Raw genomic sequence first — 24,773 nt, 5'->3', positions numbered from 1 at the left:
TGAGTATTTTCTCTTATAAAGAAAATTTTGAGAGTGACAATTTGTGAATATTCTTATAATTCTAAAATAATTTTCTGAAAAAATATTTATTTTCTTTTGCAAATATAAACTGTATAAATTTGATAACAAATATTGATTATCAAAGAAATTATACTGTCCTGTGCCTTCCTGTTATAGCCTTTAAGCTATATTGCTGGTGTTTTATGTTGATTTTTTTGGTGTTTTTATAATTGTATTTTTCTAATAAATCAAAGAAATGAAAATTGTTTTTTTGATTTACTTTTTCGAAAATTTTGTATTAGAAAAGTGCAAGGATTTTTTATGTCATCGTTATCGGGAACGTTGCCATAAAAAATCAAATATTGTATTTCCATGAAAATTCTCTTAAGAGGAAGTGCTATGCTTTTTAAAGAAGAGAAATGCCTAGCTGTATTTTACCGGTATCATTCATAAAGTGGTTTTCTTCAACAGCTTGAAAAATAATTTCAATAATTTTTCAGTCAATTCTCGAAAAACTGGTAAAAACAATTTTTTCATTCAGAAAAGCACTTTTTAAAAAGTTATATAATTTCAAAAAATACTACCAAACGCATGACATCACAGGACGCCTCAGGTAAGTACTTAATTTTTCTTTGCAATAAATAACAAACCATATTTGATGAAACAGCATAAATCAACGAAAGCTTTTCAGACGCTTTTACTTTTATCAATTTCTTGTTCTTTGAGTTTCGGACAAGCAAAATGGAAGCCTATTACACAGCAATCCAAACCGTGGTCACGTTGGTGGTGGGAAGGTAACTCAGTAAATCCCAAAGATTTAACTTACAATATGGAAACCTACCAAAAAGCAGGTTTGGGAGGTTTAGAAATTACGCCAATCTATGGTGTGAAAGGTCAAGAAGCGAATTTTATAGATTTTCTTTCGCCGAAATGGGTAGAAATGTTCAAGCATACTTTGAATGAAGGTACTCGTTTGGGCTTGGGTATCGACCTTGCCAATGCTTCGGGCTGGCCTTTTGGCGGACGCTGGGTAACACCAGAAGACGCTTGTAAGAACGTGAATTTCAAAACTTACCAGTTGAAAGAAGGAGAAAAACTTTCAGATGTAATTTCATTTCAGCAAAGTCCATTGTTAAGATATGTTTTGCCAAAAAAGGCTGAAATTTCAGCCTTGAAATATCCAGTTTCGAAGAATGAGAATCTTCAAGAATTGGCAATCGACCAAATTAAATATGAAAAACCTTTGCCTTTACAAACGCTCATGGCGTATTCTGACAAAGGAGAAGTAATGAATTTGACGGGCAAAGTAAGTACGATGGGACAATTAAATTGGGAAGCTCCCAAAGGTAATTGGACATTATATGCCATCTTCCAAGGTTGGCATGGCAAAATGGTAGAACGTGCTGGGCCCGGTGGAGAAGGTGATGTAATCGACCATTTTTCAGAAAAAGCGATTCAGAATTACTTAAAAGAATTTGATAAAGCTTTTGCAAAAACGGATGTTTCAAGCATGCGTGCTTTCTTTAATGATTCTTACGAAGTAGATGATGCTCGTGGGCAGTCGGACTGGACAGATGATTTATTCAAAGAATTTCAGCAAAGAAGAGGTTATGATTTAAGGAATTACTTGCCAAATCTTTTCAGTAAAGAAAATACAGATTTAAACCACAGAGTATTATTCGATTATAGAACTACGATTGGTGATTTGATTCTAGAAAAATATACAGGCGAATGGGCAAAATGGGCGCATGGTCGTGGTAAAATTGTAAGAAACCAAGCGCACGGTTCGCCAGCGAATACTTTAGATTTATACGGATTGGTGGATATTCCAGAAATTGAAGGAACAGATTTATTGAGAATCAAATTTGCTTCTTCGGCTTCCAATGTTTTGGGCAAAAAATTAACTTCTTCGGAATCAGCTACTTGGGAAAACGAACATTTCCTTTCTTCATTAAGTGATGTTAAAAAAGCGCTAGATTTATTTTTGGTCGGTGGCGTAAACCATATTTTTTATCACGGAATAAATTACTCTCCTAAAAATGAGGCTTTTCCGGGTTGGTTATTCTATGCGGCGGTACATTTTACGCCACATAATCCATTCTGGAAAAACTTTTCTACCTTGAATAATTACGTGGCTCGTACGCAAACCTTTTTGCAAGACAGTAAACCGAATAACGATGTTTTGTTGTACTTCCCAATTACTGACCGACTCACAGAACCTTCTCACAAAGGTTTATTAGAACATTTTGATGGAGTAACGCCAGAATTTAACGGAACTGATTTTAAAGAAGTTGCGCAAAAAATGATTGACCGTGGTTATGGTTTTGATTTTATTTCAGATAAACAAATTGCGAATCTCAAAACACAACATCAGCAAATTATTACGGGTGGTGTTGCCTACAAAACAGTATTGCTTGCGGAAAGCGAGCAAGTACCTTTAGAGACTTTAGAGAAATTAGTACAATTAGCAAAATCAGGTGCAACGATTATTGTGCATCATAAATTACCTGCTGATGTGCCGGGCTTAGGAAATTTGGATGAACGAAGAGCAAAATTTAAGGCACTTTTGGCTCAATTGAATTTTGTAAAAGCAAATGCTAAAGTAAATCAGGCGAAAGTTGGAGAAGGTTCTTTCTTGTTAGGAGAAGATTTGGAAGAAATGATGATTTACGCTAAAATCTATCGTGAAACAATGACGGATAAAGGTTTACAATTTGTTAGAAAAACCTCTGCAAAAGGTAATTATTACTTTATCAATAATAAATCTGATAAGGCATTTGAAGGCTGGGTGAAATTGGAAGTAGAGGCGAAATCTGCGGCTTTGTACAATCCAATGACAGAAGTTTTGGGAATGGCAAAAGTGAAAAACAATGAAGTATATCTGCAATTGTCTGTAGGGGAATCGTGCATTATTGAAACGTTTAAAACAGTAGAAAAAGGTGCAGCTTATCCTTATTGGAAAGCAAGCAAAGAAGCTGAAGAATTAAAAGGTACTTGGAAAATCTCTTTTATTGACGGTGGACCAACTTTACCAAAAGCACTTGAAATCAAAGATTTAGGTTCGTGGACAAATGCAGGAAATGCTTATCAAGATTTTTCTGGAACGGCATTGTATCAATTGAATTTTGCAAAACCTAAAACTAATGCACAAGGCTATTGGTTAGATTTAGGCAAAGTTGCGGAAAGTGCATCGGTGACATTGAATGGAAAATATTTGGCTACTTTATTAGGACCAACGTTCAAAGTTTTTGTACCCAATACTTTGTTGAAAGCAGAAAATGATTTAGCGATAAAAATCTCTAACTCAATGGCAAACAGAGTAATTGCTTTAGAAAAAGAAGGCACTGTTTGGCAGAAATTTTATAATATCAACGTCTCGGCAAGATTGAAACAAAATGTAGGCAAAGAAGGCTATTTTACAACTAAAAACTGGACTCCGAAAGAATCTGGTTTATTAGAAAAAGTAACTTTAACACCTGTAGAGGTTTTGAAATAGGAGCTAGAAAATGGAGAGACGTTGAATGAATAGGGAATTTTCAACCATTTTATTCATACTTAAATAACAAAACAATCATGTTAAAACGTCTTTCCATTTTCGCCATTTATTTGTTTATCGCCACTTTTGCGAACATTACTTTTGCCAAATCACAGCCAGAATACTACGAAACTAGAGTATACAGTTTCAAAACGCTAGAGCAGAAAAAAGTAGTTGAAGATTATTTTAAAGACGCTGCTATTCCTGCTTTTAACCGATTGGGAATCAATTCAGTAGGTGTATTCAACGAAGCTGACCAAAAAGATGGAATAAAATTATATGTTTTGATTCCCTACAAATCTTTAGAGCAATTCAGTAAAATTGGCAGTAAACTGGCTTCTGATGCTGTTTATCAACAAGCGGCAAAAGCCTATTTAGATGCTAACTTCGCTACGCCAGCTTATGAACGTTACGAAAGCTCGCTTTCAGTTGCTTTTAAAGATTGGACAAAATTGAAAGTGCCCACAACTTCAGCTCCAAAATCTGAAAGAGTATATGAATATCGTTTGTACGAAAGTCATAGTGAAGTAAAAGGATTGAGTAAAATTCACATGTTCAACGAAGGTGGCGAAATTAATATTTTTGTAAGATTGGGTTTTAATCCAGTGTTTTATGCGCAAACTATCATTGGTGGAAAACAGCCAAATTTGGTGTATATGACTACTTTTGATAACAAAGCGTCGAGAGATGAACATTGGAAAGCATTCGGAGCAGATTCAGAATGGAACCGTATTAAAGTACTTCCAGAATACGATCATGCGATGACCAAAGCCGAAATCCATTTCTTGACACCAACAGATTTTTCACAAATTTAAAGTTGAGTTTATAAGTCTATGAGTTTAAAGTCTATGAGTATAAATCGTAGATAAAGTGTAAGAAGAATAATCTCATAAACATTGAACTCATGGACTCATAAACGCTAAACTCATAAACATTAAACTCAAAAAATGCAGGAAATCGCTTTTACGATGAAGCTCAAAAAAGGATTTGAGCAAGAATACAAAAAACGCCATGATGAAATTTGGCCAGAATTGTCTGAACTATTAGTAAAATCTGGAATCACTGAATACGCAATTTATTTGGATGAAGCTTCTGGAATTTTGTTTGCTGTTCAGAAAAGAGTAGATAACCATACGCTTGACGAATTACCACAAACTGAAATTATGAAAAAATGGTGGGCATTTATGGGCGATATTATGGATACGAATCCAGATAATTCTCCAGTAGTAAAAGATTTATCTTGCGTGTATAGAATGGCTTAATCGCTAGATTTAACAAGAAAAGCACAGATTTAAGGATGGTCAATGTCAAGATTGATGACTTAATCTGTGCTTTTTTGATGCTTAAATTCGATTGATATTAAAAGATAGAAAACCTTAAAACTAGCGGAAAAATATTATTTTAAATTGATAATTCATCCATCACTCTCAACTATTCATTGTATGAAAAACATTAGATTATTACTCTTTTCACTCGCCTCTTTTTTTGTGCAAGACACTTTTGCACAAAGTAAAATCAACCGAAAAGTTTTGGTAGAACGCCACACGGTTGTGGTTAATAAAATTGATACTTTGGCTTCATTGTCAGTTGGTAATGGCGGTTTCGCTTTTACGACTGACGTTACTGGTTTACAGACTTTTCCTGATTTTTATGCCAAAGGAATTTCTTTAGGTACACAGTCGGTTTGGGGTTGGCATCGTTATCCAAATACTGAAAATTATAAGGTTGAAGAAACGTTAAAAGAAATCAATTCGCATGGCAGAAAAGTACCTTATGCCGTTCAAGCTTCAAACAGTGAAAGAGCGAAAGCCGCTAATAATTTCCTTCGTCAAAATCCACATCGTTTACAATTAGGAAATCTTGGTTTTGAATTGTTCAAAAAAGATGGTTCCAAAGTAAACCCACAAGATTTAACTAATATTCACCAAACTTTAAATGCTTACACAGGTGAAATTACCAGTCAATTTTTGGTAGAAGGCGTTCCTGTAAAAGTAATTACAGTGGCGCACCAACAGAAAGATTTGATTTCGGTAAAAGTACAATCTGAATTATTGAAAACTGGTCAGTTGAAGTATCGTTTACGTTTTCCGTATCCAACAAATCAGTTTACAGATGAAGGAAATAATTGGAAAAATGCCGATAAACACCAATCATCGGTCGTAATTGCTAGCGAAAAATCTTTTGTTTTTAAGCATCAGTTAAACGATACGGAATATTTTGTAAAAATCGAGAGTAATCAAGATTCAAAGGTTTTACAAAGCGAAGCGCACTATTTTGTGCTGAGTCCAGATACGAAAGAAAGCACTTTGGAATTCAGCGTTATGTTCTCTGAAAAAATCTCAAAAGAAAGTATTCCAAATTTTACTAACACTTTATTGAGTACAAAAACGGCTTGGAAAACTTTTTGGAGTAATGGTGCTGCGGTTGACTTTGCTGGAAGTACCGATCCACGTGCAAAAGAGTTGGAGCGAAGAATTATTTTATCGCAATATCTTACCAAAATACAATGTGCGAATAACGAGCCACCACAAGAAACAGGTTTAACTTATAATTCTTGGTTCGGAAAACCACATTTAGAAATGCACTGGTGGCATGGCGTTCATTTTGCTTTGTGGAATCGTACTGATTTACTTGAAAAAAGTATGAGTTGGTACAAAAAAGTATCACCAGAAGCGAGAATCATTGCAGAAAGACAAGGTTTTGAAGGTGTTCGTTGGCAAAAAATGACCGACCCAGATGGGAAAGAAGCACCTTCGTCGGTGGGTGCATATTTACTTTGGCAACAGCCACATTTTATTACTTTCGCTGAGTTGGCTTATCGTAAACATCAAAACAAAGCAACTTTAGAAAAGTATAAAGAACTTGTGTTTAAAACAGCCGAATTTATGGCTTCTTACGCTTACTTCGATCCAGAAAAAGGTCGATATATTTTGGGTAAAGGCGTAATTCCTGCTCAAGAGCGTTTTAAACCTGAAGATACTTTTAACCCGACTTATGAATTGGCTTATTGGCAATGGGCTTTATCAACTGCGCAAATTTGGCGTGAACGTTCAGGTTTAAAAAGAAATGAAAAATGGGATGATGTTTTGAAAAAACTATCGCCTTTGCCTGTACAAGATGGCGTTTATTTGGCTACAGAAAATGCGACAGATTCTTATACGAATCCAGTGTTTTTAACAGATCATCCAAGCGTGCTTGGTACTTTTGGAATGTTGCCAGAAAGTAAAATGCTTGATAAAAAAATCATGCAAGATACTTTCGATAAAATCTGGAAAGTTTGGCATTGGGACGATACTTGGGGTTGGGATTTCCCGATGGTTGCCATGACAGCCACTCGATTAAACCAACCAGAAAAAGCGATTGACGCTTTGATGATGGATATTAGAACCAATACGTATTTACCTAACGGACATAATTTTCAAGATGCTCGTTTGCGTTTGTATTTACCCGGAAATGGGGGATTATTAGCAGCAGTAGCGATGATGTGCGGAGGCTACGATGGATGCAAAACGATTAATCCAGGGATTCCTAAAAATGGAAAATGGAAAGTGCGCTGGGAAGGGTTTAAAAAAATGTATTAATTGTGAATGAGTGATTTAGTGAATTTTTTATAATCACTCATTCACTAAATCGCTCATTCACAACTCACAAATAACAATTATATGAAAAAAACCTTTTTAGCTATTTTATTACTTAGCCAAACATTATGTTCTTTTGCCCAAAAGAACCTGACACTTTGGTACAAACAACCAGCCAGAAACTGGAATGAAGCTTTGCCAATTGGTAATGGACGCATCGGAGCAATGATTTTTGGACGACCTACCAATGAATTAATTCAGTTGAATGAGCAAACCCTTTGGTCAGGAAAACCAGTCAATACAAATCCCAATCCAGAGGCTCCAAAGTATTTGAAAGAAGTAAGAGAAGCACTTTTTAAGGAAGATTATAAAAAGGCAGAACAACTTACCCACAAACTTCAAGGACTTTATTCAGAAGCGTATCAACCACTTGGTGATTTACGTTTAGAACAAAATTTGAAAGGCGAAGTAAGTAATTATTATAGAGATTTAAACATCGCTAATGCCACTGCAAGTACTCGTTTCAAAGTAGGAGATACAGAATTTACCCGTGAGTTTTTTGTATCTGCGCCCGCACAAGTAATGATTATTCGTTTGAAGGCAAGTACCAAAGGAGCATTAAACTTTAAGGCTTCAACTGCTGCGCAACATCCTATTCAAAAAGCAGTTTTTGGTACAAACCAATTAGTAGTTCGTGGTAAAACACCTGTTCATGCCGACCCAAGTTATGTGGGTTATAATGCTCAGCCTGTTATTTACAAAGATTCTACAGGTTGTGGAGGCGTTCGTTTTGATTGGCGAATTAAAGTGAAATCTACCGACGGAAAAGTAAGTACTGATACTTCTGGAATTTCTATTTCTGATGCTAGTGAAGCAGTGTTGATTATTTCTGTTGGAAGTAGTTTTAATGGTTTTGATAAATGTCCTGATTCAGAAGGAAAAGATGAAAAAGCCATTGCTGAAAAGTATTTACAAGCTGCTTTAAATCAAAATGTGGATGTGATGAAGAAGAATCACATAGCTGATTATCAACGTTATTTCAATCGTGTAAGCTTTACTTTAAATGGAAATCCAACCGTAGATTTACCAACAGACGAACGATTATTACAATATGCAGGTGGTGCAAAAGACCCCTCTTTAGAAAGTCTTTACTTTCAATTTGGTCGTTATTTATTGATTTCTTGTTCTCGTCCAGATGGTATTCCAGCCAATTTGCAAGGTATTTGGAATAATTCAGTTCGCCCGCCTTGGAGTAGTAATTTTACCACCAATATCAATACGCAAATGAATTATTGGCTGGTAGAAATGAGTAATCTTTCAGAATTGCATACGCCATTATTGAAATGGATTGGCTACATGGCTAAAACTGGTAAAGAAACCACTAAGAATTTTTACAATGCTCGTGGCTGGACAGTTCATCATAATTCAGACATTTGGGGATTGTCAAATCCAGTAGGAGACAAAGGAAAAGGTTCGCCTGTGTGGGCAAACTGGGCAATGGGTGGCGCATGGCTAAGTCAGCATCTTTGGGAACATTATGCTTTTACAGGAGATAAAAATTATCTGAAAAACAAAGCTTATCCATTGATGAAAGAAGCCGCTATTTTCTGTGAAGATTGGCTCGTTGAAGATAAAGATGGCTATTTAGTAACAGCACCTTCTACTTCTCCAGAAAACGTTTTTATTACTGATAAAGGCGAAAAAGGTTCGGTTTCTGTGGCAACTACGATGGACATGGCTATCATTTGGGATTTGTTTACGAATACTATCGAAGCTTCTGAAAAATTAGGTGTCGACGAAGCCTTCAGAAAAGAATTGATTGCAAAAAGAGCGAAACTCTATCCTTTGCACATTGGTAAAAAAGGAAACTTACAAGAATGGTATAAAGATTGGGAAGATGTAGAACCTCAACACAGACACGTTTCGCATTTGTTTGCTTTACATCCAAGTCGCCAGATTTCGCCATTGCGTACACCTGAGTTCTCAAATGCAGCAAAGAAAACTTTAGAAATTAGAGGAGACGATGGAACAGGTTGGAGTAAATCTTGGAAGATAAACTTCTGGGCAAGATTACACGACGGAAATCATGCTTATAAATTAGTCCGTGAGTTGTTAAAACTTACAGGGATGGAAGGTACAAATTACACAAAAGGTGGTGGTACTTATCCAAATTTATTCTGTGCGCATCCGCCATTCCAAATAGATGGTAATTTCGGTGGTACTTCTGGTATTTCAGAAATGATACTTCAAAGTCATGATGGTTTGATTAATATTTTGCCAGCTATTCCAGACGATTGGCAGGATGGTGAAATCAAAGGAATGAAAGCCCGTGGAGGTTTTGAAATAGACATTACTTGGAAAAATAAGCAAGTAACGCAATTGGTAATTCGTTCGTCGATAGGAGGGAATTGTATTATCAAAACACCAAATACCTTAAAGTTAGTAGGAGACCAAAGCTTGAAAAAAGCTAAATCATTTGATGCTTACGACTTCCAAACTGTTAAAGGCGGAGTGTATGTGTTAAAAAGTTTGTAAGTAATCTTTAATATGGCAGGCATGAAACTAAATCATGCCTGCCATATTATTTTAAAGCCTTTCCCTAGATTCTTCTCTCAAAGTTTTCGATGAAATTGCCATCTTGTTTCATTGAATGAGCATCTTGTTCGATGTAATGGTCATCTTGTTTCATTGAATGAGCATCTTGTTCGATGTAATAGTCATCTTGTTTCATTGAATGAGTATCTTGTTTGATGTAATGGTCATCTTGTTTCATTGAATGAGCATCTTGTTTAATGCAATTGTCATCTTGTTTCATTGAACGAGCATCTTGTTTGATGAACAGACTCAAATTATCAGGAATAAGGGAAAGAGAAGCATTAGGATGAGACAGAGCTTTATATTTGATACTGCCTATTTTTTATTCCTCATTACTCTTCATCACAGAAGAATTTCGAACAATTAATTCTGTATATAATTTAAAAGTTCGATAGCTTTTAGGCAGTTTAGAAGTGTTTTCTATTAAATCAAATAACAATTCTGCTGAACGTTTTCCCATATCCAAAGCGGGTTGTACAATGGTACTAAGCGATGGCGCTAAAAGTGCCGCTACTTTTAAATTAGTAAAACCTATCAAAGCAATATCTTCTGGTACTTTGATATTTCTTTTTTTCAAAGTACTTAAACAACCTAAAGCCAATCTATCGCTTGCGGTGAAAATAGCATCGGGTGGTGTTTCGTTGGAGAAAAGTTGGTCTATCACTACTTCAATATCTTGCAAACCATAATTACAATACTTCAATAAAGATTCATCTACAGGAATATTATGTTTTGCCAAAGCTGCCAAATAACCTTTTACTCTTTCTTTGGAAATTGATAAATGTGGCGAAGCTGCAATGTGCGCAATCCTTTTTCTACCTGTTTTGATAAGATGTTCTGTACCATTAAAAGAACCTTCAAAATTATCCGAAATCACTTTATGCGTATCAATTTCATCAGAAATACGGTCGAATAATACAATTGGTAATCCTTTGTCATGCAAGTTTTTTAGGTGGTCAACATTGGTTGTTTGTCCCGAAAGTGAAATCAATAAACCATCCACACGTCTTGAAGTAATATGCTGTGTATTAATTACTTCTCGTTCATAAGATTCATGACTTTGGAAGATAACTACTTGATAACCTTTGTTGTAAGCAATATCTTCAATGCCATTAATGGCTTGAGAGAAAAATGGATTATCAATTTCTGGAACGATTACACCAATAGACCTACTTTTATTTTCCTTTAAACTTAATGCAATCGGGTTGGGTTGATAATTGAATTTTTCGGCATATTCCATCACCGAACGTTTGGTGTCTGGGTTAATTTCATGGCTTCCTCTCAATGCTCTCGAAACGGTTGAAGTCGAGAGATTTAAAGCTTTGGCGATATCTTTAATTGTTATATGTTCCAAAATGCTGTTTCTTTGAATTGTACAAATTTTTTCTTCCCTTTTCCTGCTGGCATTTTTCTATTTTGATTTAAATCTTGCCGTTAAATAGCTTTGGCTTCTCTCAACGAAATATAAATTTACATTAATGGCAACGTTCCCGAAAAGATTTGGGAAAAATATTCAATAAAATGTTTGTATCCTTCTACTTTAAGAGATATGTTTAACTAAGCCTTTATACTTAGCAAGAAATAGCACAAAACGCTAATTCTTGAAATAATCTAGTAATGTGTTTTCTTGAATTTGTTTTTTTGAGGATAATTTTTTCAAAAATCTATTTGATACTATAAGGGAAAAATAAACTAAAATTACTTATACGTTGAGAATCATTTTTTCGAAATCAAGTAAAAGTAAAGTGTTTTTCTCTTTAATGAAAAGCATGATTAATGTCGTTTTTCAGATGAAACATTGTATGTTAATCAAATGATTTTACAGTCTAATCCCAAAAAAATGAACAAGACGATTGGTAAGTACCGTTGGCAAATAGTTGCTTTACTCTTTTTTGCTACTACCATAAATTATTTGGACCGACAAGTGATAGGTCTTTTGAAACCAACTTTAGAAAAACAATTTAGTTGGACAGAAACAGATTATAGCAGAATAGTGATTGCCTTTCAGGCTGCTTATGCGCTTAGTTTGATGGCTTTTGGTGGAATTATTGATAAGATTGGCACGAAATTAGGCTATACTATTTCGGTAATCATGTGGAGTTTTGCCGCCATTGCGCACGCTTTTGCCAAAAGTACTTTTGGTTTTGGTTTAGCAAGAGCAGCTTTGGGTTTAGGCGAAGCAGGGAATTTTCCTGCGGCAATTAAAGCAACGGCTGAATGGTTTCCTAAAAAAGAAAGAGCTTTAGCTACTGGAATTTTTAATTCAGGAGCCAACATCGGTGCAGTTGTTGCACCCATCATGGTGCCTTGGATTTTGGGGGCTTATGGTTGGGAAATGGCTTTTATCATTACTGGAGGAATTGGTTTTGTTTGGTTGATTTTCTGGATTATTTATTACGAAATTCCATCAAGACATAAGAAATTAGAAAAGGCTGAATATGAGTATATTCATAGTGATGCCGAACAAGTAAATGCCAATGAAAAGCCTGTAGCTTGGTTGAAACTTTTTGGAATCAGACAAACGTATGCTTTTGTGTTCGGAAAAATGTTGACTGACCCAATTTGGTGGTTTTTCTTATTCTGGTTGCCTTCGTATTTTTCAACAACCTTTAACTTGGATTTGAAAAAACCAAGTTTGCCATTGATTTTGGTCTATACAGCAACAACGATTGGAAGTATTGGTGGCGGTTATTTATCAGGTTACTTTATCAAAAAAGGTTGGGCAATTCCGAAAGCTAGAAAAGTATCAATGTTCATTTTTGCAATTTGCGTGGTGCCAATTATGGCGGCTCGTTTTGCAACAAATATTTGGGAAGCTGTGGCATTAATCAGTATTGCGGCAGCAGCGCATCAGGCTTGGAGTGCCAATATTTACACGGTGGCTTCGGATATGTTTCCTAAAAAAGCAATTAGCTCTGTAATTGGTATTGGCGGAATGGCGGGTTCAGTAGGAGGGATGATTTTCCCAGTTATTGTAGGTTCATTATTGGATTCTTACAAAGCCGCTGGCGATATTAATTCAGGTTACAATATTATCTTTTTACTCTGTGGAAGTGCTTATATTTTAGCTTGGGCTATTATGCACTTTTTCGCTCCAAAGAACGAACAAGTAGAAATTTAAGTAATTGAGGAATTGAATGAATGGTGATTTAGTGAATGAGTAGTTTAGCGGTTAATAATTTATAAATCAATGAATTACTCATTTTAATTTTGTCGTTTGACTGATTACTGAACAAAACTGTTTTAATAGCCCAAAATGTTTTGTTGTTTATCTCAAATAAAATGTAGTGGCAACTCTTGCAGTTGCCTCGAATGAAACGGCAACCGCAAGGGTTGCCGCTACCGCAAATTATTAGTTAAAAAACATTTTGAACATATATTTAATCCTTCGTACAGTATTAACTCAAAATTCATTAGCGTTCCTCAAACATAATTATTTAATCAAAAAATGCAAAGAAAACCCTTTTTTACCCTTCCAACTTTTAGCAAGTACTTTGTGATTCTTGCTGGGATTTGTCTTTTCTTTTCGAATACTTCTTTGGCACAAATGAAGTGGTCTGAAAGAATGGCAGATATTATGCTAGACGTTCATAAAGACTCTATTACTTACAAAGAAGAAGGAAAACGTGCTCGTTGGGATTATGAACAAGCCATTCTTTTAAAAGCTATTGAAAGAGTATGGTATCGTACTGGTGATGCTAAATATTATCGTTTCATTTTAAACAACATGGATTCTTATGTGAACGATAAAGGTGAAATCAAGACTTATAAATACGATAATTTCAATTCTGATAATATCACAGGTGGTCGTTCTTTAGTAATGCTTTATCGTGAATCTGGCAAAGAGAAGTTTAAATTGGCAGCTGATTTATTAAGAAAACAGCTTTCTGAACATCCACGTACTAAAGAGGGTGGTTTCTGGCATAAACAAATTTATCCAAATCAAATGTGGTTGGATGGTTTGTACATGGTAGAACCTTTCTATGCAGAATACAGCAAAGCGTTTAATCAACCACAGAATTTTGATGACATTGCCAACCAATTTATTTGGATGGAAAAAAATGCTCGTGATACTAAAACTGGTTTATTGTATCATGGTTATGACGAAAGTCGTGAACAAAAATGGGCAGATAAAACTACTGGACGTTCGCCAAATTTCTGGGGAAGATCAATCGGTTGGTACATCATGGCTTTAGCCGATGTGTTGGATACTTTCCCGAAAGAACATCCTAAACGCAATGAATTGATTGCTATTTACCAAAGATTGGCTGCTGCAATTGTGAAATACCAAGACCCTAAAGAAGGCTGCTGGTACCAAGTTGTGGATAAATTAAACGGTAAAGGCAATTATTTAGAAGCTTCGGGTTCTTCAATGATGGTTTATGGTTTGGCAAAAGGCGTTAGAATGGGTTATCTCGATAAATCATATTCTTTGAATGCTAAAAAAGGGTATGATGGAATTTTAAGAAACTTTATTTCTACAGAAAGTAACGGCATCAATCACTTAGAAAAAGTAGTACTTGTAAGTGGTTTAGGTGGAAATCCATATCGTGATGGTAGCTATGAATATTACTTGAAAGAACCAATCCGTCGTGATGATTTAAAAGGAATGGCACCATTTATCATGGCAAGTGTTGAAATGGAAATCGCAGAAGATTTGGCTGTTGGTAAAGGTAAAAAAGTAGGTTTAGATAATTACTTCAACCACGAAATGCGTACTACTCGTGAAGGCATTACTGAACCTTATCACTATACTTGGTATGATGGAAAAGACTCTGGTTTTACCTTATTAGGAAGTATTTTTGAAAACTACGGTGCTGAATTAAAAACGGTTTCAAGCGCACCAAGAGCCAATACTTTGAAAGATTTAGATGTGTATATCATCGTTGACCCAGATACTAAAAAAGAAACACCAAACCCTAACTATGTAGATGCACAAGACATTGCAGCGATTGAAAATTGGGTAAAAGCAGGTGGAAATTTAGTATTAATGGCAAACGATTCTGCTAATGTAGAATTACCTCATTTCAATAAATTAGCGGCTAGATTTGGTATTCAGTTTACTGGAAAGAGTATCAACATGGTAAAAAATAATGTGTATGAACAAGGGAAAGTAACGATTCCTGCTAACCACAGTATTTTTAAAGATGTGAGCAAAGTATTTGTAAAAGAGCTATCAGTTTTATCCGTAAAAGCACCTGCGAAAGCAGTTGTCACTGAAGGAAATGATAATATTATGGCGGTAGCTAAAGTTGGCAAAGGAACGGTTTTTGCGATTGGCGACCCTTGGATTTACAATGAATACTTAAACGGAAAACGTTTGCCAATGGAGTTTGAAAACTTCAAAGCAGCAAAAAACTTGGCCGTTTGGTTATTAAAAAGCAATGCTAAAAAGTAATTAACAATACATAATGTGCAAAAGCACAAAAACCTTGAACTAATGAAAACATTATTGATGTTGGGTACCATTTTATTGGGAACAGTTGGGCTTAGCCAAGCACAATCTGACGAAGAAGCTAAAGTAGGAGCGGCTGTTGAAACTTTCAGAAAAGCAGTAGTTGATGCTGATAAAGCTACTTTAGAGAAAATTCTTGATGAAGGATTAACTTATGGGCACTCTGGTGGAAGTTTAGAAGGCAAAGCTCATTTAATCGAAACTTTGATGAATGGCGATTCAGATTTCAAAACAATGGATTTGACCGAACAAACCATTAAAATATTCGGAAAAACTGCTGTTGTTCGTCATAAGTTATATGCTGAAACCAACAATCGTGGTGTAGCTGGAACCGTGAAATTGGGTATTTTATTGGTGTTTCAAAAAACAAAAAATGATTGGAAATTAATTGCTCGTCAAGCGGTGAAAATTTAATCATTCATTAAAGCGTAATTACAAAAAGGTTTGGAGTTAATCCAAACCTTTTTTATTGACTTTAAGCTGGAAAGCTCCAAATCTTATGTTAGTTTTGGCACGTTATTTGTCATTTTTGCAATGAATATTGTATCAGACTTAAACGCCTAATCTATTCAATAAATCTTTAATTGATTAATGAACAACAAAATCCTTAAAATACGTTTGCTTTTATTTGTGTTTTTTATCTGCACATTTGGGAATTTGTATGCTCAAACTAAACTTAAAGAGGCTAATTATCAGTTTGAAAAGCTGAGTTATCTTGAAGCAATTCGACAATATGAGGACTTTCTAAAAGAAAATAAAGACCCTAAAGTCAAATTAGAAATTTTAAAAAAACTAGCTTTTTCCTATCGTAAAATACAGGATACTCGTAATGCAGAAAGAGTATTTTCTAATTTAATCAAAGATTTTCCAGATGTTGAAAGCGAGCAATATTTGTATTATGCTCAGGCATTGGCTTCCAATCAAAAATATCGTGAGTCGCAGAAATATTACTCTTTGTATGGTGAAAAACAAAAAGCCGATTTAAGAGGCAAGCGATTTACGATTTCGTACATGGATATGAGCCACTTTTATCGTGATTCATCTTCTTACAAAGTAGAATACCTGTCTATTAATTCTCGCCAAGCAGATTTTAGCCCGATGTATTATAATGGTGGTTTGGTTTTTTCCTCTGCTCGTGACGAAGCAGGAATTATCAAACGTGTTTTTGGTTGGAATCAAACACCTTTTTTGAATCTCTATTTCGTAGCTGATACTGCTCTTTTGTCTTCAAAAATGGGTTTGCAATCAGCTTCAGCAGTGGGTGGAATGTCTGCGAGTAATAATGAAACACTTGTACAGGAATCGCCTTTATCCAAGATTGAAGATTTTAGTAGAATTCTAAACACGAAGTATCACGAAGGACCAGTAAGTTTTTTTAAAGATGGTAAGAAAGTTATTTTTACCCGGAATAATTATAACAAAGGCAGAGCCAGAGAATCAAAAGATGGAACAAATCGCTTGAAATTATACTCAGCCAATTTGAATAAAGAAAGTTGGAGTAATGTAAAAGAATTGCCTTTTAATAATGATGAGTTTTCGTGCGGACATCCAGCTTTGAATGCAGATAATACAAAATTGTACTTCGTTTCAGATATGCCTGGAGGTTTTGGTGGAACCGACATTTATATAGTTGAATATAACGATGGCAAATGGGGAAAACCAATAAATGCAGGTAGAGAAATTAATACTGAAGGCAATGAAATGTTTCCATTCGTGGATGAAAATAATAACTTATACTTTGCCTCAGATGGTCATGAAGGTTTGGGAGGTTTGGATATTTTTTTCGCAGAATACAAAGATGGGAAATTCAGTGAAACTGTCGTGAATGTTGGCGCACCGCTAAACTCTGAAAAAGATGATTTCGGACTGATTACTGATGGTGGCAGAAACTCAGGTTACTTTTCTTCCAACCGAAAAAAGGGAATACATGATGATAATATTTATAGTTTCAAAAAAGAATGCCATCCACTCAATATCGTTGTTTATGATGCTTTGACCAAATTGCCTTTGGCTGATGTGGACATTAGAAGTGTGATAAATGGAGAGAATCAGGAATTGAAAATAACCAATTCGGTTGGATTGATGTCAATCTGTTTACAATCGCTTTCTGAATATGAATTCAAAGCCATTAAAGAAGGCTATTTGATGAATGCTATTACTTTTTCTACTAGAAGTAATACGGCTCAAAATACAACTTTAGCCATTTATCTTGAAAAATCGAATACTTCTGTTTTAAAAGGAATTGTAAAATCTGAAGTAAATCAAAAGCCGATTGCAGGCGTACAAGTAACTTTAGAAAATCAGAAAGATAAAACCAAACAAACCGTAATTACTGGAGAAGATGGTGGCTATGAATTTGAAGTAAAACCTGATACTGAAAATAAATTAATCGCTGAAAAAGACAATTACGCTACCAATAATGAAGTAATTAAAAGTACTGAAAACAATGCCTCTCCGCTTCAAAATGTACAGAAAATGTATGCCAAAGGAGATGTGATTAGGCTGAAAAATATTTACTATGATAGAGATAAATTCTTTATTCGTACAGATGCAGCTCTTGAATTAGAAAAAACAATTTTACCAATTCTACAAAAATATCCAAGCATGAAAGTTGAGATCCGTTCGCACACGGATTCACGTTCAAGTGCGAGTTACAACTTAGAATTATCCCAAAAAAGAGCTAAGGCTGTAGTTGATTTTTTAGTTGAAAATGGTATAGATACAAGTAGATTAATGGCTAGAGGTTATGGCGAAACTGAGCCAATAAACGAATGTGTAGATGGCGTTTCTTGTAGTGAAGAACAGCATCAAGAAAACAGAAGGACAGAGTTTAAGATTTTATCAGTAAAATAATGTTATTGTGAAATAGCCTGATTAACTGCTGATAATATAAATCCAAGATTTACAGGCATTCATGCTGCGATTCGCTATCTTAGTGAACATTTAGCGAATTGAGTATGGAAAAATATTACCTTTTTTATCTACTAGCATTAATAAGCGAAGTAATCGGAACTGTTAGTGGATTTGGTTCTTCAATTTTGTTTGTACCAATTGCTTCACTTTTTTTTGATTTTAAAGTTGTACTTGGTATCACAGCTTTGTTTCATGTCTTTAGTAATATTTCCAAAATCGTACTTTTCAGACAAGGGATTGATAAAAATATTGCCTTCAAATTGGGTATTCCTGCAGTAATTTTTGTCATTATCGGAGCTATTTTAAATAAATACATCAGTCAGAGAGAAATCGAATTATTGATGAGTATTCTACTGATAGGTTTATCTGTTTTTCTACTTATTTATTCAGAAAAAACCTTAGCACAGACTAACCAAAGTCTTTTTTTAGGAGGAGGCATTTCTGGCTTTTTAGCAGGTTTGATTGGTACTGGTGGCGCAATTCGTGGACTTACACTAATGGCTTTTAATCTTGAGAAAAACATATTTATCGCTACTTCTGCATTAATAGATTTAGGTGTTGATTCAAGTAGAGCAGTGGTCTATTTTTTGAATGGTTATATGGCTACAGAATTTTTATTTACTATTCCTTTTTTGTTAATGATTAGCATTGTAGGTACTTGGCTTGGGAAAAAAATTATCAATAAAATTCCTCAAACAGTTTTCAGATACATCGTTTTAATTGTTATTATCATTACTTCAATTGTACAAACAGTAAAGTATATTTATTCTTAAAGTACAAAAAACAACAAAAGTCTTTTTCTCTTCATCAGCCAATTTCTTTTACTTCAAAACAATAGTTTGTTGAATCATTTTCAATGATAAAAACAAGTATTGAGTATTGAATCATACAAAATCTCCTTTAGCTTATTATAAGCAAACAAGAGGCGAAAAAAGGGGTAATAATTATACTTTTTCCTAAAAAATACTTTCGCCAAATGGCAAAATGTTGTGTTGATATAGCATTGGATAGAACTTTAAAGTAAGTCTTATATCAGGACAGAACGAAGTTTTTACTTTTATACTTTTGTGAACATTTCAATATTTATTTGTAAATTTCCACAGTTATCATTTGTTGTTAACAGTCAACATAATTGTCTTTGTCCTCTTGTCTATGAAATTATCAAATCTTAATCCAGAAAACTATACAGACCAATTGATGTGGTTGCGGTTTCTTGAAGGGGATAAATTGGCATTTGAAGCCTTGATGAAAGCTAATTTTTCGTCTTTATTTCACTACGGAACGAAGTTTTCGAAGGATAAAGAATTTATCAAAGATTGTATCCAAGATTTATTTTTACAATTGTGGGAAAGGCGTGAACATCTATCTGATGATATTGCTGTTAAACCTTATTTAATGGCTTCATTGAGAAGGCGTATTCACAGAGCTTCTTTGCAATTACGCTATTCGGATCCTTATACCGAGGCAAATGATATTTTTGATATTGAGTTTTCTATCGAAGAAAAATTTATTCAAGATGAAACAAGTTTGGTATTGACTCAGCGCATTAAACAAGTCATAGAAACTTTACCTAAACGACAAAAAGAAGTTATTTATCTTAAATTTTTCCAAGAATTAGAGCGTGAACAAATCGCTCAAATTATGGACATCGCTCCGCAGACTGCTTCCAATCTTCTTCAAATGGCAATTAAGCAACTCAAAAAATACTGGACTACCGAGTTCATTGCCTTGTTGTTCCCCTTTTTGTTCCAATAAAAAGGCTCAAAATAGAATAATTTAATTTTTTTGATATTTTTTTTAATAATTCATGGTATCTGAATACCATTGATGTCTAACGCTATATAGAAAGGTATTATTAAGCTATATGAAAAACTATCGTGACTTCGATACAGAGGACTTTGTTTGGGATATTAATTTCCGCATTTGGGTATTAAGTCCAAACAGAGAAGTGAATGCCTTTTGGGAAAAATGGTTAGAAGAAAATCCTGATAAAACAGATCAGGTAGATAAAGCTAAATCAATTATTCAAGCTTTAGTGATTAAAAATGTCGCTTTTGAAAATGAAGAAGTAGATGAATTAGTGAGCCAAACCATTGCCAAAATAGACGAGAACGCAAACAGCACAACTAAAAAAATTAAATTGTTCTACACCAAACAAAACCAATGGCTTAAGATAGCAGCGCTAGTCATTTTGATTATTGGCGTGAGTATTAGTTATCAACAAATTTTACATCAGTCTATTCAACCTAAAGGTGTTTACGAAAAATACGTTGCAGCCAGTACCAATCAATTGATAGAAGTAAAGAATGAAAACGAAGTTACTTTACCGATTCAATTAATAGATGGAAGTTTGGTACTGCTCAAAAAAGGAAGTAGAATTAGTTATTCAAAGGATTTTGTTGGTAATACTCGTGAAATATATCTTTCTGGAGAAGCTTTTTTTGAAGTAACGAAAAATCCAGAAAAACCATTTTTAGTATATGCTAATGGATTGGTAACCAAAGTATTGGGTACAAGTTTTACCATTCGTGCTTATGATAAAGAAAAAGAAGTAACAGTAGAAGTAAAAACAGGGAAAGTGTCAGTTTTTGCACAGTCGGATGCGAGAGTTGAGGAAAAAGCTACAAGTAGAGAATTAAAAGGAGTAGTACTGACTCCTAATCAAAAAATAGTCTATGCTCGTGAAGAAGTAAGAATGGATAAATTGTTGGTAGAATTACCAACGATTACCACCAAAAAGAATATCAAACCGCAGTTTGAATTTGAAGATACACCTGTAAGCGAAGTGCTACAAACCTTAGAAAAAGCTTACAGTATCAATATTGTTTTTGATGAAGAACTATTATCCAATTGCCCATTAACAGCATCATTAACCGACTTACAATTATTTGATAAGCTTGATATTATTTGCAAAGGAGTAGAAGCTCGTTACGAAATATTAGACGGGCAAATTGTAATTTACAGCAAAGGCTGTAAGTAAAAGAGACCTTAAACTAAATCAATTATAAATTAAACCAATACTATTTAACTCAATGAAAAACTAAAACCCGTCCTCACAAAAAAAGTCGGCAATGTTCCAGCATTACCGACCTTAAAGTTCCCCTTTTGGTTCCAGCCAATGAACACTTTACAAGGTAAAGTGCGGGAATTGTTTTGCTCAAATTCAACCTAAACAAAACATCTCCAAATGTATGAAAAAAACATTACAAATCCATAAGTTACTACTTACGGCTATGAAAATTACACTCACTCAAGTTTTTCTTGCAATCTGGCTCATGAGCTCAACTTTTGCGAGTAATACTAATGCCCAAAACGTTCTCAATCAACGAGTAACGTTGCAAGCTCAGGAGTTAGGCATGAGAAGTGTACTAACACAAATTGAAAAGCAAACGGACATTAAGTTTGTATTTAGTTCAAAGCTTATTCAATCCAATCGCAAAATTACAGTTGATTTCCAGAACGCTCAATTATCAAAAATTTTTGATAATCTTTTTAAACCTTTGCACCTTACGTATGAGGTATCAGGTAAAATGGTTATTATCAATCGTTCAGCTGGAAATGCCAATTCTGCCAGTAATCTTCAAGAAAACAATGAAGTATTAAGCATCGAAATTGCTGAACAAACAGTAACAGGTACGGTAACAGACGAAGCAGGTCAGGCATTGCCGGGTGTAAATATTCTTATCAAAGGCACACAAAGAGGTGCTATTACTGATGCAAAAGGACAGTATAGAATTTCAGTACCAGACAATAATACTGTATTAATTTTCAGTTCAATTGGTTTCCAAAAAAGAGAAGTAACTGTTGGTGGCAAATCAGTTTTAAACATCACTTTGGCAAACGACACACAGTCACTTGATGAAGTTGTGGTGGTGGGTTACGGAACTGAGAAAAAAGTAACTGTTACAGGTTCTGTAGTATCAGTAAAAGGTTCAGATGTTGTGCAATCGCCTTCTATCAACGTAAGTAATAGTTTAGTTGGGCGTTTGCCTGGTTTAGTGGCTGTTACTTCAAGTGGCGAGCCGGGTAATGATGGCTCAACATTGAGAATTAGAGGGGTGAATACTTTGGGCGATAATAATCCTTTAGTGGTTGTTGACGGTGTTCCTGGTCGTTCATTAGAAAGAATTGACCCAAGTACAATTGAAAGCGTAACCATTTTGAAAGATGCTTCTGCTGCCATTTATGGTGCGCAAGCTGCCAATGGTGTTATTTTAGTAACGACAAAACGTGGAAAAAGCGGAAAACCAACCATTACTTTCAATCTAAATCAAGGCTACGGACAGCCAACTCGTTTGCCTGCAATGGCAAGTGCAGCTGAATATGCTACGATGTTGAATGAAATAGATACTTATGCTAGTAGAACAGGAAGATTTACTCCTCAAGAAATCCAGAAATTTAGCGATGGTTCAGACCCTTGGCGTTACCCGAATACAGATTGGTTTGGGGCAGTTTTAAAGCCTTGGTCTTTACAAAATTATGCTAATATTGGTATTTCTGGCGGTAGCGAAAACTTCAAATATTTTGTTTCTTTTGGTGCCAAAAGTCAAGACGGTTATTACAAAAACAGCGGAACGAAATATAATCAATATGATTTTAGAAGTAACATTGATGCCAATATTAACAAGTATATCAGCTTTGGTTTTGATGTTTCGGGTAGAATGGAAGATAGAAATTATCCAACTCGTTCTGCTGGAAGTATTTTCAGAATGGTAATGCGTGGAAAACCTAATTTGCCTGCTTATTGGCCAGATGGAACACCAGGACCAGATATTGAATACGGTGATAACCCAGCTGTGGTGAGTACCGATGCTACGGGTTATGATAAAGACAAATGGTATTACTTAAACAGTAATATGAAATTGAATATTCAGATTCCTTGGGTGAAAGGTCTGTCTTTATTAACAACTGCCAGTATTGATAAAGGTTTACGCTTTGACAAGAAATTTGAAACGCCTTGGTACTTATATTCTTGGGATGGACAAACGGTTGATGCCAGCGGTAAACCAGTATTAATTAAAGGGAAAAAAGGTTTTGATGATGCCCGTTTAACTGAACAAATGGAGGATAATCATACCATTTTGATGAATGCTTTGTTGAATTATGAGAAAACAATCGGGCAACATCATTATTTAAAATTCATGGTTGGTACGGAATCTCGTTCTGGACAAATGGATAAATTCTCGGCTTATCGTAGATACTTTGTTTCAACGGCATTAGATCAACTTTTTGCTGGGGGAGATTTACAAAAAGATAATAATGGTTCTGCTTCTCAGAATGCTCGTAGAAATTACTTTGGTCGTGTAAATTATAATTTCAAAGAAAAGTATTTAGCTGAATTTGTTTGGCGTTATGATGGTTCGTACATCTTCCCTGCTGATAAAAGATATGGTTTCTTTCCGGGGGTTTCTTTGGGATGGAGACTTTCTGAAGAAGAATTCTGGAAAGATAAAGTATCATTTATCGAAAACATGAAGTTGCGTGCTTCGTGGGGACAAACTGGTAACGACCGCATTGCAGAATGGCAATACCTTTCATCTTATGGTTTCTTTGCCAATAGCGGAGGCGTTCCTCAGCCCCTTATTTTAGGAATAGACCAAGAGAACAAAACCCTTTACGAAACACGTATTCCTAATTTGAATGTGACTTGGGAAGTAGCCAACCAAGCAAATATTGGTTTTGATATGCAGTTGTTGAAAGATAAGCTTTCGTTCTCGGCAGATTATTTTTACAATACTCGTTCACAAATTTTATGGCCAAGAAATGCTTCTGTTCCAACATCAACAGGTTTGACTTTACCAAGCGAAAACATAGGAAAAGTAGCTAACTCTGGTTTTGAATTTGATATTAATTATCATAACAAAGCGGGTGAATTAACTTACCAAATCGGTGCGAACGGAGGTTATTCTAAAAATGAAATTGTATTCTGGGATGAAGCACCGGGTTCTCCAGATTATCAAAAAACTACGGGTTACCCAATTCCGACTGACCCAAGAAACCCTAATGCTGATTTATATTACAATGCTATTGGTATTTTCAAAGACCAAGCTTCGGTTGATTCGTATCCGCACTGGGATAATGCAAGACCAGGTGATGTGATTTTTGAAGATGTAAACAAAGATGGAAAAATTGATGGAAACGACCGTGTGAGAAGTAGAAAAAGTAATATTCCTCGCTTTACTGCTGGTTTTTCAACCAATCTTCGTTATAAACAATTTGACCTAAGTATCTTATTTCAAGGAGCTTTCGGGGCAACCAATTATATTTCTACAGAATCTGGTGAAATCGGTAACTTCTTAAAAAGCTTCTACGACCAACGTTGGACTTCAGAAAATCCTAATGCTTCAGGTCCTAGAACTTTCAACCGTAGCAATGAATATTGGGTAAGTAACAGAAATACTTATTTCTTGAAAAGTACTGATTATATCCGTTTGAAAAATATTCAATTTGGTTATTCTTTGCCTAAAAAGCTAAGTCAAAAATTAGGTTTAGAAGGTGCAAGAATTTATGTAAGTGGTCTGAATTTATGGACATTTAGCCCAGATTATCAAGACTTTGACCCAGAGATGGGAAGCGGAAGCGGACAAGGTTATCCACTTCAAAAAGTGTTTAACACTGGGCTTTCATTTACATTCTAAATTTCGATTCTTGAAAAGCGAATTATTCTTCAGTTGAACACTTTATTCACTGAAAGCAA

Annotated in this window: 15 protein-coding genes; 13 read left to right on the top strand and 2 right to left on the bottom strand. The window is 34.9% G+C overall.

Annotation, left to right across the window (positions count from 1 at the left end):
* Nucleotides 1-658 precede the first annotated feature (658 nt).
* The 5 genes from ABID42_RS15140 (at nt 659) to ABID42_RS15120 (ending at nt 9,648) form a co-directional block, all read left to right on the top strand.
* Nucleotides 659-3,496, top strand: a complete 2,838-nt coding sequence (locus ABID42_RS15140) for a glycosyl hydrolase (RefSeq protein WP_367284377.1) — start codon at nt 659-661, stop codon at nt 3,494-3,496.
* Nucleotides 3,497-3,573: 77 nt separating this feature from the next.
* Nucleotides 3,574-4,350, top strand: a complete 777-nt coding sequence (locus tag ABID42_RS15135; protein ID WP_367284376.1) for an NIPSNAP family protein — start codon at nt 3,574-3,576, stop codon at nt 4,348-4,350.
* 132 nt (nt 4,351-4,482) lie between these two features.
* A complete protein-coding gene (gene rhaM / locus ABID42_RS15130) occupies nt 4,483-4,797 on the top strand; it encodes an L-rhamnose mutarotase (protein ID WP_323698177.1) in 315 nt (104 codons plus the stop codon).
* 180 nt (nt 4,798-4,977) lie between these two features.
* A complete protein-coding gene (locus ABID42_RS15125) occupies nt 4,978-7,116 on the top strand; it encodes a hypothetical protein (RefSeq protein ID WP_367284375.1) in 2,139 nt (712 codons plus the stop codon).
* Nucleotides 7,117-7,197: 81 nt separating this feature from the next.
* Entirely contained in the window at nt 7,198-9,648 is a 2,451-nt protein-coding gene (locus tag ABID42_RS15120; protein ID WP_367284374.1) for a glycoside hydrolase family 95 protein, read from the top strand.
* Between the two features lie 64 nt (nt 9,649-9,712).
* On the opposite strand, the gene ABID42_RS15115 is transcribed toward ABID42_RS15120, so the two are convergent.
* On the bottom strand, nt 9,713-9,928 hold the full coding sequence (locus ABID42_RS15115) for a hypothetical protein (RefSeq protein ID WP_367284373.1): 216 nt from the start codon (nt 9,926-9,928) through the stop codon (nt 9,713-9,715).
* 102 nt (nt 9,929-10,030) lie between these two features.
* Complete coding sequence (locus ABID42_RS15110; RefSeq protein WP_367284372.1) at nt 10,031-11,062, bottom strand: LacI family DNA-binding transcriptional regulator; 1,032 nt, start codon at nt 11,060-11,062, stop codon at nt 10,031-10,033.
* A gap of 486 nt (nt 11,063-11,548) precedes the next feature.
* On the opposite strand from ABID42_RS15110, the gene ABID42_RS15105 reads away from it, so the two are divergent.
* From ABID42_RS15105 to ABID42_RS15070, 8 genes are all read left to right on the top strand, one after another.
* The gene (locus ABID42_RS15105) at nt 11,549-12,829 is read left to right on the top strand and encodes an MFS transporter (RefSeq protein ID WP_323255028.1); all 1,281 of its coding nucleotides are present in this window, start codon (nt 11,549-11,551) and stop codon (nt 12,827-12,829) included.
* 327 nt (nt 12,830-13,156) lie between these two features.
* On the top strand, nt 13,157-15,106 hold the full coding sequence (locus tag ABID42_RS15100; protein WP_367284371.1) for a glycoside hydrolase family 88 protein: 1,950 nt from the start codon (nt 13,157-13,159) through the stop codon (nt 15,104-15,106).
* Nucleotides 15,107-15,148: 42 nt separating this feature from the next.
* Entirely contained in the window at nt 15,149-15,577 is a 429-nt protein-coding gene (locus ABID42_RS15095; RefSeq protein ID WP_367284370.1) for a nuclear transport factor 2 family protein, read from the top strand.
* A 177-nt stretch (nt 15,578-15,754) separates the two neighbouring features.
* A complete protein-coding gene (locus ABID42_RS15090) occupies nt 15,755-18,016 on the top strand; it encodes an OmpA family protein (protein ID WP_367284369.1) in 2,262 nt (753 codons plus the stop codon).
* 104 nt (nt 18,017-18,120) lie between these two features.
* A complete protein-coding gene (locus ABID42_RS15085) occupies nt 18,121-18,849 on the top strand; it encodes a sulfite exporter TauE/SafE family protein (RefSeq protein WP_367284368.1) in 729 nt (242 codons plus the stop codon).
* A gap of 379 nt (nt 18,850-19,228) precedes the next feature.
* Nucleotides 19,229-19,831: an RNA polymerase sigma factor gene (locus tag ABID42_RS15080; protein WP_323255049.1), complete on the top strand. Its 603-nt coding sequence runs from the start codon at nt 19,229-19,231 to the stop codon at nt 19,829-19,831.
* 109 nt (nt 19,832-19,940) lie between these two features.
* A complete protein-coding gene (locus ABID42_RS15075; protein WP_367284367.1) occupies nt 19,941-21,056 on the top strand; it encodes a FecR family protein in 1,116 nt (371 codons plus the stop codon).
* Nucleotides 21,057-21,351: 295 nt separating this feature from the next.
* Nucleotides 21,352-24,714: a TonB-dependent receptor gene (locus tag ABID42_RS15070; RefSeq protein ID WP_367284366.1), complete on the top strand. Its 3,363-nt coding sequence runs from the start codon at nt 21,352-21,354 to the stop codon at nt 24,712-24,714.
* Nucleotides 24,715-24,773 lie beyond the last annotated feature (59 nt).

Origin of the sequence: Arcicella rosea, from assembly GCF_040543805.1 — a bacterium.
In the GTDB taxonomy this organism is placed as follows: Bacteria; Bacteroidota; Bacteroidia; order Cytophagales; family Spirosomataceae; genus Arcicella; species Arcicella rosea.
The sequence above is the reverse complement of the archived record's forward strand: the minus strand, read 5'-3'. Positions and strand labels throughout refer to the sequence as shown.